Genomic DNA, 12,262 nt, shown 5'->3' on the forward strand with positions numbered 1-12,262 from the left:
GGCAAGCTTTATTTATAAGGCTTCTGGCCCTGTGTCACTTTTTAGAGACACTCATTTTTTTTCAGTTCTTACGTTCAGACACACTGCGTTATTCTCCAATCCGCAACAACTAAACCAATCATTTGCGTGGAGAAATGATGAAACGATTCGCACTTTCGACCCTCTCGCTGGCACTGCTCGGCACCGCAGGCGTCGCGCACGCTCAAAGCAGCGTAACTCTTTATGGCGTGCTGGACGACTCGATCCAGTACGTTTCGAACGTTGGTGGTCACAGCCTGTGGAACATGGCTGCAGGCAACCTGCAGGGCAATCGCTGGGGCATGAAGGGTTCGGAAGACCTGGGCGGCGGCCTGAAGGCGATTTTCCAGTTGGAAAACGGCTTTAACCCGAACAACGGCGCGCTCGGTCAAAGCGGCCGCATGTTCGGTCGTCAAGCGTACGTCGGCCTGACGGGCGACTCGTGGGGTACCGCTACCCTCGGTCGTCAGTACGATCCGGTGGTTGACCTCGTTCAGCCGCTGACGGCTGACAACTACTGGGGCAGCACGTTCACGACCGCAGGCGACGTCGACAACAACGACAACAGCTCGCGTACCAACAACTCGGTCAAGTACGCATCGCCGGTCTGGGGTGGCTTCCAGTTCGAAGCCATGTACGCACTGGGCGGCGTGGCAGGCTCGACGGGTTCGGGTCAAACGTGGGCAGGTGCCGCAACGTACGCAACGGGTCCGTTCTCCGTCGCTGCTGGCTACATCCGCATGGACAACACGTCGACGACGGTGCCGCGTGACGGCTGGAGCACTTCGGCAACGTCGGACGCTACGTACGACGGCATCGTGAACTCGGCCTATGGATCGGCCAAGTCGATCGGAATCGCATCGGTTGCTCTGCAATACGTGGCAGGTCCGTTCACGTTCGGCGGTCGTTACAGCAATGCGCAGTACAAGCCGGACGCACAATCGGGCTTCGGCTCGACCCAGAAGTACGACGTCGGCGCTGGCTTCGTGAACTACCAGCTGACCCCGGCAGCACTGCTCGGTCTGGGCTACACGTACACGCACGGCAAGGGCGACTCGAACGCGACATACCACCAGATCTCGCTGGGCGGCGACTACAACCTGTCGAAGCGCACGGACATCTACCTGGTTGGCGCATACCAGCATGCTAACGGCAACCAGCGCAACGATTCCGGCGACCTGCAGTCGGCGGTCGGTTCGGTGGCTGACTATGGCTTCGCTTCGACGAGCGACAACCAGACGATCGTCAGCCTGGGCATCCGTCACAAGTTCTAAGCACAGAACCTGTTACGTAGCTCTGGCAGAAGCTGTATGAAACCAGCCGCAGGCGCAAGCCGGCGGCTGGTTTTTTTACGTCTGCCCTCTGCCGAAGCCAGCAGCAGCAAAGCCAGCGCCATAAACGCAAAAAGCCGGACATCACATCGTCCGGCTTTTTGCGTTTGCCGCGTTACTGCCGCGTAACTAGCGCTGCTTCTTCTGCGCGTCTGCCTGTGCAAGCGTCTGCGCCGGCCGCACGTCGCCGCGTCCGGCCACCCCATCGTTCGCGTCCTGCTGCGACACCACTGGCGCCCGGCTACGCTGCTGATGCGGCACGTCGCCCGAGTTTTCCCACGCTGGATCGGGAATCGCGCCGAACACCTGACGCAACTGCTCACCCCACGTGCGGTGAATCATCTGATAGTACGCATTGTCCTGATCGACGCAGACGAACCGCGTCACCCGAAGTGTGTCTTTCTCATAGACCAGCAGATCCAGCGGCAGCCCGACCGAGAGGTTCGAGCGCAGCGTCGAATCCATCGAGATCAACGCGCACTTGGCGGCTTCGTCGAGCGGTGTGGAGGGAATCAGCACGCGGTCGATGATCGGCTTGCCGTACTTCGATTCGCCGATCTGGAAATACGGGCAGACGCTCGACGCCTCGATGAAATTGCCCGCCGGATAGATCATGAAAAGACGCGGCGTCGAAGGCGCGCCGCTATCGGCCGAAGCGACGATCTGTCCGCCCAGAATGAACGCGCAGTTGAAGTCGACGCCGAATTCCTGCAGCGCCTGCGCCTCGCGCAGATACACCTGGCGCACCGCGTCGCCGACCACGCGCGCGGCCTCGGGCATCGACGAAGCGGTCCAGAGCGTCGGTTTGCCGGCCTCTGGGGGCTCGCTGAGCGCCTGGAGCACCGCCTGGGTCAGCGAGAGGTTGCCGGCGCCCAGCAGCACGAGCACGCGCTCGCCGGGCTGTTCGAACACGGACATCTTGCGCGCCGTGCTGATGTGATCGACGCCCGCGTTGGTGCGCGTGTCCGAGAGAAACACGAGCCCTTCATCCACGCACATCGCCACGCAGTAAGTCATGGTTGCCAACCTGGAAAACGACAGAACGCCGCTATTGTAATGCGCCGGCACACCGCCTCTGACGCTTCCTCCGGTATGACGACGCCAACGCGGCCTTCATGAAGGCCGCGTCGTCCCAGGACATGGATTTCCCGCGCTCTACTGCGGTGTCTGTGCGCTGACCGTCACCGACACGCTGAGCTTTTCCTCGCGCCCGCCAATCCGTCTTCCACGCACAGGCGACGCCGCTTCGTAATCGCGCCCGACAGCAAGCCGGCAATAGATGTTGCTTGCGAACGCCGCGTGCGTGACGTCGACGGACGTCCAGCCCACGCCATCGATCCAGACGTCGACCCATGCGTGACTCGCGCCGTGCTCGACGTCGCCCGGTTCGATATAGCCGCTCACGTAGCGCGCCGGCACGCCGCGCGCGCGGCAGCAGGCAAGCATCAGATGCGCGTGGTCCTGACAGACGCCCTTGCCGAGCGCCAGCGCTTCCGCAGCGGTGCTCGTGACCTCGGTGATGCCGGACTGGAACTGCACGCGCTGCACGATCTGCTCCGACAACGCGATCAACGAAGCCGGCGTATCGAGCGCGGGCACCGAAGCCGCGAGTTCACGCACCGCGGCATCACAGTCGGTCAAAGGCGTCGAGCACGTGAAATGTTCGAGTGGAATCGGGCCGACGCCATCGGGCAACCGGCCATCGACGAGCGCGAACGTGTCGACCTCGCCCGAAACACGCACGCGGATCTCGCTGTGCGGCTTGTTCAGCACGAGCGTGTGCAACACGTTGCCGTAGGCGTCGAAGGTGGAGTCGAGCTTGCCAGGTGCATCGAGCGTCCAGCGGCGCACGACCTGCGCGCCGCCGCTCGCGGGCGTCAGGCGCAACTGCTGGATCGAATAGTGGACCGTTGATTCGTAACGGTACGAGGTGTCGTGTCGAATCGAGAGATACATAGGTCAGGCTCCATCAGGCAACCGGCAACATCAGATAGGTACGTGCCACCAGTCCGCCGAGTTCGAACACGCGGGCAAGGAACTGCGTCAGATACGCATGCAGTCCCGCCTCGAAAATCTGCCGGATGTCGGAATACACGAGTTCCGCACGCAGCTTGCCAGCGAAGCGCTCGCATTCGTTCGATCCCGACGTGCGCAGCATCGCGAGATTCGCGCACACGCCTTCGAGCGACGCGAGCAGCGAACGCGGCATCTGCTGGTTCAGGATCATCAGTTCGACCACGCGCGCGGGCGTCACGACATCGCGATAGACCTTGCGATAGATTTCGAGCGCCGAAACCGAACTCAGGATCGACGTCCAGTAATAGAAATCTTCGAGTTGTCGCGCTGCATCGCGCGAATTCGGCTCGACGTTGGCGAACCGCACGTCGAGAATCCGTGCCGTGTTGTCGGCGCGTTCCAGGAATGTGCCCAACTGTGTGAAGAAAAACGCGTCGTCCTGCAACGCGGTGCCGAGCGTCACGCCGCGCGACAGATGCGAGCGGAACTTGACCCATTCGAAGAGCGTCACCGGATGCGCCATCAATTGCCCGGACGACGCACGCTCATTGAATTCAAGCCATGTGTCGTTGATCGTCTCCCACCATTCCGTGGTCAACGTGCCGCGCACGGCGCGGGCGTTTTCGCGCGCCGCCTGCAGACACGAGTAAATGCTCGAAGGATTGGCGGAATCGGCCACCATGAAATGCAGCACATGCTCGCGCGAAGGTTCGTCGTAGCGCTCCGCGAACGCACCCTCGAGTTCGGAGATGCGCAGCACGGAACGTTGCGTACGCGCTTCCTGTTCGGGCGTCTGCGGCAGCAGCAGCGCCTTCAGGTTGATGTCGAGCATGCGGGCGGTGTTCTCCGCGCGCTCCATGTAACGGGCCATCCAGAAGAGATGATCGGCAGTGCGGCTTAGCATGGCGGCTTTCCGTTATCGATGAACGCATGACCCTGAATCTTCGAGGCCTGCGCTGGTTACCGGGCATTTTCCGTTTGTCACCTGTCACCGGCGATACGCGTCGCCGGTACGGTCCTCACTGGTTGCGGATGCAACCACTCATTTCAGTCGACCATCCAGGTGTCCTTGGTCCCCCCGCCCTGCGACGAGTTGACGACGAGCGAGCCTTCCTGCAACGCGACGCGCGTCAGGCCGCCCGCCACCATCGTCGTCGTCTTGCCGGACAGCACGAACGGCCGCAGATCGATGTGGCGCGGCGCAATACCCGATTCGACGAACGTCGGACACGCGGAAAGCGCGAGCGTCGGCTGCGCGATATAACCCACCGGCCGCGCGATCAGACGCTTGCGGAAGTCCTCGATTTCGGCGGCGGTGGATGCCGGTCCCACCAGCATGCCGTAGCCGCCCGCACCATGCACTTCCTTCACGACGAGTTCGGGCAGATGCGCGAGCGTGTAGGCCAGATCGTCGGGCTTGCGGCACTGAAACGTGGGAACGTTGTTAAGAACCGGTTTCTCACCAAGATAAAACTCGATCATCTCCGGCACGTACGGATAGATCGATTTGTCGTCGGCGATACCGGTGCCCATTGCGTTCGCGAGCGCGACGCGGCCGGCGCGATAGGCGGTGAGAAGACCCGGCACGCCAAGCGCGGAATCGCTGCGAAACGCGAGCGGATCGAGAAAATCGTCGTCGACGCGGCGATAGATCACGTCGACGCGCTTCGGCCCCTGCGTCGTGCGCATGAACACGTAGTTGTCGTCGACGAAGAGATCCTTGCCTTCCACCAGCTCGACACCCATCTGCTGCGCGAGGAACGTGTGCTCGAAGTACGCCGAGTTGTACATGCCCGGCGTCAGCACGACGACGACCGGATCGTCGACGCCTTCAGGCGCCACCGAGCGTAGCGTATCGAGCAGCAGATCGGGGTAATGCGCGACCGGCGCGATACGGTTCTGCACGAAAAGCTCGGGGAAAAGCCGCATCATCATCTTGCGGTTTTCCAGCATGTACGACACGCCCGACGGCACGCGCAGGTTGTCTTCGAGCACGAAGAACTGGCCGTCGTCGCCCGCGCGCACCACGTCGACGCCAGCGATATGCGCATAGACGCCGAGCGGCACGTTCACGCCCTGCATTTCCGGCCGGTACTGTGCGTTGGTATACACCTGCGCGGCCGGCACGATGCCCGCCCGCACGATGTTGCGGTCGTGATAAACGTCGTGGATGAACAGGTTGAGCGCCTGCACGCGCTGACGCAAACCGGTTTCGAGCGTCTGCCATTCGCTGCGCGGAATGATGCGCGGAATCAGATCGAAAGGAATCAGTCGCTCTGTGCCGGACAGATCGCCGTTGACCGCGAAAGTGATACCGACGCGCCGGAACAGCAGATCCGCCTCGGCACGCTTGCGGGCAATCGCATCCCCGCCCTGCTGAACGAGCCAGCGCTCGAACCGCGCGTAGTGCGGTCGCACGGCTTCGTCGTGATGACGCATCTCGTCATAGCATCGCATGTCACGCCCCGCTCTTTTGTCGGATAGAAGGCGAATGCGCTGCGCATTCGGTGTTCGACAGCCCTCTGTTTCAAGCAAGCGCTATGCCATTCGCTTCACGCTGAAATCGGGCGCTGGATGCACCCGAAGTGCGCATCCAGCAGGCATGGGCGACGTCCTCATCGTACCGCTGCGCCGGTCAATGCGCTACTGCGGTGCATTCGGGCGTCGAAGCGTCAATGTCCGTTTCGTGACGAAAGCGCTGTTCGAGGCAACGCGACGGCGAGCAAGCGTGCGCGCATTCCGGGATGCTCACAAGAACGCACCACGAAAAAAATCCCCGTGGGCTTGCGCCCACAGGGACTCTTTTTTTTACAGCGCGTTACGCGACCGGGCGGCACCGCCCCCCAGGGGCGCCGGCCACGACTCGAACCGCTCAGCCTGCCGCGTCTTTCAGCTTCTTCAGCGGGCGTGCCTTGATGCGCACGCTAGCCGGCTTGGCCGGGAACCAGCGCTCTTCACCCGAGAACGGGTCCTTGCCGAAGCGCCTCTTCTTCGCCGGCACGGCTTGAACAACAATCTTCAGAAGACCGGACAGCGTGAATTCGCCAGCGCCCTTCTTGTGCACCGCGCCGAGGATCGTATCTTCGAGCGCGGCCAGAACGGCCTTGGCAGCCTTCAGTTCGACAGCAGCACGATCTGCGACGTGTGCAGCCAGCGAGGCCTTCGTGAAGGTGTCCTTGATCGGCGACGGTGCGCCGGACGCCTTCACGGCGACCTTCTTAGCCGCTACTTTCTTCGCAGGCACTTTCTTCGCTGCAACCTTTTTGGCCGGTATAGTGGCAGCCTTCTTGGCCACCTTTTTTGCGGAAGTCGGCATGTTTCTCCTACCTGTTGTGGTCAGTGAATGCACTGAAGGGCACGCGGTATGCGCACGCTTCAGTGCCGGATTCTACAAGCGCTCCAGCGTTTCGCGCGAATCTTTTGTGCATGACGCCGCAGGTTTGTTGCGTGGCGCTGACTCCTCAACACATTTTGACGCCTGTTTTAGCGGGTAAAACGCATTTTTGGGATCACGGCGCACGCACCCTTGAGAGTGAGGTAAACACCAGGGGCGGCGCGAAACCAGCCACGTGACGACCGCCCCTTTCACGCGCCTTTACGCAAACGGGCACGCATATCAAGGGCTTTTTGAAGATCAGCGGGCAAGACCCGGCATCCGTTCCGCAAGCGCGGTGAGGGCCGTGTCGATCTGTTCGACGCCGATCCCGCCATAGCCGAACATCAGGCCAGGCCGCGCTTTCTCGCGCAAATGGAACGGTGCGAGCCCATAAAGCCCAACCGATACGGCACGTCCTGCCTCGACGACCGCCGCCTCCGCGAGCGGCGCCCTGATCCTTGCGGCAAGGTGAATGCCCGCGGTCGGCACGATCGGCTCGAACCACGGCGCAAGCCCGTTTTGCAGGTGTGAAAGCAGCATCGCGCGCCGCGCCGCATAGTGTTTATGCATGCGTCGAAGGTGTTTCGCGAAGTCGCCGTTGAGCATGAACGTGGCAAGCGCGGTCTGCGTCAGGGTGCAGCCGTGCCAGTCGCCGACCTGTCGCGCGTGCCGCAACGGACCCAGCAGCGAGGCGGGCGGCACCACGTAACCCATGCGCAGTTCGGGGAAAATCGTCTTTGAAAACGTGCCGACGTACGCAACCAGACCTGCGCGGTCGAGGCTTTTGAGCGGCTCCACCGGCCGTCCTTCGAAGCGGTATTCGCAGTCGTAGTCGTCTTCGATGATGACGGCGCCGCGCTGTTGCGCCCATTCGAGCAGTTCGACCCGGCGCTCCAGACTCATCGGCATGCCAAGCGGAAACTGGTGTGAAGGCGTCACATAGACGAGCCGTGCGTTCTTCGGCAGCCGGCTCACGACAAGGCCCTGTTCGTCGACCGGGACCGGCACGACCTTCGCGTCCAGCGCGGCGAAACACGCGCGCGCCGGCGGGTAGCCAGGATCTTCGACGGCAACGGTGTCGCCGCGACGCAGCATCACGCGGGCCACCAGATCGAGCGCCTGCTGCGCGCCCTGCGTGATGATGACGTCGTCCCAGTTGCTGGCGACCGCGCGGTTAAATGCCAGATAGCGCGACACGGCGAGCCGCAGTTCCTGCTCGCCGGCGGCGTCGTGATAGGTGCCGCGGCCGCGCGACTGCACGCGCAGCGCGTGATTGATGCAGGTGCGCCACACGTCGAACGGAAACAGCGATTTGTCCGTCACGCCACCGACAAAGTCGAGCGTGATCCGGGCGTCCGGCTGCGGCAACGCGAGCGAAACCGCGAGTTCGTCCCACACTTCGCGCGCCTGCGCCGCCGGTTGCACCTTCGCCGCTTCGGCGGCTTTCGCATGCGACGATTTTTCGCCGGGCAGGCGCTGCAGGCCGTCGGACACGAACGTGCCGGAGCCCGCGCGCGCCGACAGAAACCCTTCGGAAAGCAGACGCTCGAACACGTCGAGCGTGGTCTTGCGCGATACGCCGAGTTGCGTCGCCAGATCCCGCGTGGACGGCAACTGCACCCCGCCCGCCAGCCGCCCTTCGACGATGCCCGCCCTTAGCTGTCGATAGATCTGCCCCGCCAGATCCTGGCGCCCCTGAATCGTGATGTGGATATCCATCCGGCTGGCTACCTGAAATATGCCTGCGCGCGATTATGCCTCTATGCCTCGCGCGCCTGCCGCGCTTCGTAAGCCTTCAGATGGTTATACGCAAGACGCAGCAGCGACATATGCGCGTCATCGTGCTGCGCGGCGTCGCCCCGGCGGATCAGGTCGCCGAGAATGTGATCGGCCTCGATCCGTGAATGGTTCTCGACATCGCGCAACATCGAGGCCGTCATCGGCGAGCCCGCCGCGAAGAGCGTGCCGCTCACGCGCGCCACGAAATCCTCGCCCATCGGATAACCGTTGTACGCCGACACCGCGCGACATTCGGACAGCAGGCCTTCGATCACGCGTTTGCCGTCGGGCACCGCCAGAATGTCGCCGATGGAAGCGCGAAAGAGGCACGTGCTGGCCGCCAGCGTCGAGAGGAACACCCACTTCGCCCACATCTGCTGAAGTACCGCATCGCTCAATGCAGCATCGAAGCCCGCCCCCTGCAGCGTGGCATCGATGGCGCGGGCGCGCTCCGTCGAACCGCCGGCGAGCTCGCCGAACGTGATCGAATGCAGGTCGTTCAGATGCACGATTTCGCGTGCGGGGTTCAACGTCGCGGCGATCACGCACTGGCCGCCCAGCACACGCGCGGCGCCGAATTTCTCCGTCAGCGTATCGATGTGCGCCATGCCGTTCAGGAGCGGCAGGATCGCCGTATCGGGTCCGACGAACGGCTCGAATGCCTTCACCGCGTCGTCGAGGCTGTACGCCTTGCAGCTGAGCACGATGAGATCGAACGGTTTCGCGGCATCGCTTGCCTGAATGGTTTTCACATCATGCAGCGTGAGATCGCCGCGCGGACTGCGGATCACGAGACCCGTGCGCTTCAGTTCCTCCGCCCGTTGCGCGCGGACCAGAAACGTCACGTCGCGCCCCGCCGCGGCGAGACGTCCGCCGAAATAACCGCCCGTCGCACCTGCACCCACCACCAGAATTCGCATCATGTCTCCTTGAGATCAATCGTGTGGCGCGTGCGCGCCGTCCGTCTGTCCATCCGTGCATACGGAAAATACAGCAAAGTATCGTCGGATGCAGGGACGCGGCGCGCACGTTCCAAAGCGTTTAAAGCGGTCTTACAGCGCTTCGAGCGCAAGCGCGATGCCCTGGCCACCACCGATACACAGCGTGACGATACCGCGCTTCAGACCATCGCGTCGCATCGAGTGGATGAGCCGCGTCGCCAGCACCGCGCCGGTCGCGCCGACCGGATGACCATGCGCGATCGCGCCGCCTTCCACGTTGATGATGTCTTCGGCCAGGCCGAGTTTCCGCGCGACGGCGATCGGCACGGCGGCGAACGCTTCGTTGATCTCGATGCGTTCGATATCGCCCAGACTCCACCCGGCCCGCTCGAGCGCCATCTGCACGGCCGGCACCGGACCGAGGCCGAACATGCCCGGCTCGACCGCCGCGACGCCGTACGCCACGAGCCGCGCGAACGGTTCGATACCGCGCGCTTCCGCGAAGCCGCGTTCCGCGACGATCATCGCGGCCGCGCCGCTGTTCAGCCCGGGCGCGTTGCCTGCGGTGATCGTGCCGTCCGGACGAAACGCGGGACGCAGCTTCGCGAGAATCTCGACCGTGGTGTCGCCGCGCGGCTGCTCATCGCGGGCGAACAGCACGGGACCTTTGCGTCCCTTGACTTCGATGGCGGCGAGTTCGGCTTCGAACGCGCCGCGTTCCTGCGCCGCGACGAAGCGCTGCTGCGACCGGGCGGCCCAGCCATCCTGCGCGTCGCGTGTGATCGAAAGCTGCGTCACGAGGTCTTCGGTATGCCAGCCGGAATGCTCGCCGGAAAACGCGTCGACGAGGCCGTCGCGCAACATGCTGTCGTGAATCTGCGCGCTCCCCATGCGATAACCGTGGCGCGCGCCGTCCATCAGATACGGCGCGCGATCCATGTTCTCCATGCCGCCCGCGACCGCGACGTTGCCCAGACCCAGCGCGATTTCCTGGGCCGCGGAGACGACTGCCTGCGCGCCCGAACCGCAGACGCGGTTGACGGTCAATGCCGGCACGGCCACCGGCACGCCGCCGCCGATCGACGCCTGGCGGGCCGGGTTCATGCGGTTGCCCGCCTGGATCACATTGCCCATGACCACCGACGACAGCAACGCCGCATCGATACCGCCGCGCCGCAGCGTTTCGCGGACGGCAGCCGCGCCGAGGTCGGTGGCAGGCACATCCTTCAACGAACCGCTGAAGGCCCCGATCGGGGTTCTCACCGGATGGCTGATCACAATTTCGCGTGTACTCATGGTCGATTCCCTCGTTGAGGTGGAAAGTGAAGTTACGGGTCTGTTCAGGGGGTGCCAGACGACGTCGCGGTAACGCTGGCAACATCGGCGAAATTCTGCGTATCCCAGCCGCCGCCGAGCGAGCGATACAGCGCCACCGCGGCAAGCGCATGTTCGCGTTTCGCCTGGTTCAGCGATTCCGAGTCCTGCAGATACGCTTCCTGCGCGGCGAGCACGTCGAGGAAGCTCGACGCGCCGCCCTTGTACAGCTCACTCGAAAGACGCAGCGCCTGGCTGGACGCATCGAGCGCGCCGGAAAGCCGCTGCGCCTGCTCGGATGTGCTGACGAGATCGCTGCGCGTGTCCTCGATTTCCTTCAGCGCTTCGAGCATCGTCTGACGCAGGCCGAGTTGCGATTCGCGCATGCGGCTCTCGCTTTCGTCGATACCCGCGTTGACCCGGCCGGCGTTGAAGATCGGACTCGTCGCGCTCAGGGCCGCGCTGAACAGGTTGTCGGTGAGCGTCGGCAACCCGAGATACGACGCGGCGAGCAGGCCGTCCGAGAGCGTCAGCCTGAACTGCGGATAACGCTGCGCCTTCGATACGCCGACTTCCGCCGCGCGCTGCTCGACGCCGGCATACGCGGTGCGCACATCCGGGCGACGCAGCAGCGCCTCCGAAGGCAGCGTCTGCGGCACGCTCTGCGACGGCACGGGAATCGCCTGCGCGTTCGCGAGCAGCAGTCCGTCGACGCTTTCCGGCGTGCGGCCCGAATACACCGCGATCAGGCTGAGCTGATGCTGGATCGTCGACTGCACGCGCGGAATCTGCGCCTGAAGATCGGACAGCTGGTTCTGCGCACGCGCGACGTCGAGCTGCGTCGACAGTCCGTAGTGCAGGCGCTCCTGCGTCAGACGCAACGCGCGGCTGCGGATCTGCTCGTTATCCTTGACGATCTGCATCTGCGACTGCGCCCAGCGCAGGTCGATGTATGCGGCCGCCGTGCTGGCGGCGAGCGCGAGGCGCACGGCATTCAGCGCTTCCTTGCGGCCCGACACCTGCGCCTGTGCCGCGAGCAGCGCGAGATGCTCGCCGCCGAACACATCGGGTGTCCAGCTCGCGGCGAGACCGATACCCGCCTGGCGCACGTAACCGAGCGGCGGCGGCGTGTTCTGGCGCGTATCGGCAGCGCGTGCGACAGCGTCGAGTTCGGGCAGCAGATCCGCGTGACGTTGCGTCGCGATCGACTGCGCCTGTTTGACCCGTTCCGCGGCGGCCTGCACGTCGAGATTACCGTCCAGCACCGCTGTCACCAGCTCATGCATGATGGGGTCGCCGAAGTCGTTCCACCACGCGTCGGCGTTCACGGACGCCTGCGGCGCGTCGACGCTCCACGCGTCGGGCGCGACGGTCTGCACGGTCTTCGGCAGATCGGCGTGGGTTTCCGGCTGCACGGCGCAGGCGGCGAGACTCAGCGCGGCGATGCCCGCCAGAGCCTTTGCAATGATCGATTTCATGTCAGGTAC

At 63.8% G+C, this 12,262-nt stretch carries 10 protein-coding genes; 1 reads left to right on the forward strand and 9 read right to left on the reverse strand.

Annotated elements, in window-relative coordinates; all coding sequences use genetic code 11:
• Positions 1 to 137 precede the first annotated feature (137 nt).
• Positions 138 to 1,292: a porin gene (locus LPA37_RS09065; RefSeq protein ID WP_229012340.1), complete on the forward strand. Its 1,155-nt coding sequence runs from the start codon at positions 138 to 140 to the stop codon at positions 1,290 to 1,292.
• A gap of 186 nt (positions 1,293 to 1,478) precedes the next feature.
• On the opposite strand, the gene LPA37_RS09070 is transcribed toward LPA37_RS09065, so the two are convergent.
• The 9 genes from LPA37_RS09070 to LPA37_RS09110 form a co-directional block, all read right to left on the reverse strand.
• Entirely contained in the window at positions 1,479 to 2,366 is an 888-nt protein-coding gene (locus tag LPA37_RS09070; RefSeq protein WP_229012341.1) for a proteasome-type protease, read from the reverse strand.
• A 138-nt stretch (positions 2,367 to 2,504) separates the two neighbouring features.
• On the reverse strand, positions 2,505 to 3,305 hold the full coding sequence (locus LPA37_RS09075; protein ID WP_228982395.1) for a transglutaminase family protein: 801 nt from the start codon (positions 3,303 to 3,305) through the stop codon (positions 2,505 to 2,507).
• A gap of 13 nt (positions 3,306 to 3,318) precedes the next feature.
• The gene (locus LPA37_RS09080; RefSeq protein ID WP_229012342.1) at positions 3,319 to 4,269 is read right to left on the reverse strand and encodes an alpha-E domain-containing protein; all 951 of its coding nucleotides are present in this window, start codon (positions 4,267 to 4,269) and stop codon (positions 3,319 to 3,321) included.
• A gap of 143 nt (positions 4,270 to 4,412) precedes the next feature.
• The gene (locus LPA37_RS09085) at positions 4,413 to 5,822 is read right to left on the reverse strand and encodes a circularly permuted type 2 ATP-grasp protein (protein ID WP_228982400.1); all 1,410 of its coding nucleotides are present in this window, start codon (positions 5,820 to 5,822) and stop codon (positions 4,413 to 4,415) included.
• A 415-nt stretch (positions 5,823 to 6,237) separates the two neighbouring features.
• A complete protein-coding gene (locus tag LPA37_RS09090; protein WP_229012385.1) occupies positions 6,238 to 6,681 on the reverse strand; it encodes an HU family DNA-binding protein in 444 nt (147 codons plus the stop codon).
• Positions 6,682 to 6,999: 318 nt separating this feature from the next.
• Positions 7,000 to 8,460: a MocR-like pyridoxine biosynthesis transcription factor PdxR gene (gene pdxR, locus LPA37_RS09095; protein ID WP_229012343.1), complete on the reverse strand. Its 1,461-nt coding sequence runs from the start codon at positions 8,458 to 8,460 to the stop codon at positions 7,000 to 7,002.
• A gap of 41 nt (positions 8,461 to 8,501) precedes the next feature.
• A complete protein-coding gene (panE, locus tag LPA37_RS09100; RefSeq protein WP_229012386.1) occupies positions 8,502 to 9,440 on the reverse strand; it encodes a 2-dehydropantoate 2-reductase in 939 nt (312 codons plus the stop codon).
• Positions 9,441 to 9,572: 132 nt separating this feature from the next.
• Entirely contained in the window at positions 9,573 to 10,757 is a 1,185-nt protein-coding gene (locus tag LPA37_RS09105) for a thiolase family protein (RefSeq protein ID WP_229012344.1), read from the reverse strand.
• 44 nt (positions 10,758 to 10,801) lie between these two features.
• The gene (locus LPA37_RS09110; protein ID WP_229012345.1) at positions 10,802 to 12,253 is read right to left on the reverse strand and encodes an efflux transporter outer membrane subunit; all 1,452 of its coding nucleotides are present in this window, start codon (positions 12,251 to 12,253) and stop codon (positions 10,802 to 10,804) included.
• Positions 12,254 to 12,262 lie beyond the last annotated feature (9 nt).

It is taken from the genome of Paraburkholderia gardini, assembly GCF_907164545.1.
Classification (GTDB): Bacteria; Pseudomonadota; Gammaproteobacteria; order Burkholderiales; family Burkholderiaceae; genus Paraburkholderia; species Paraburkholderia gardini.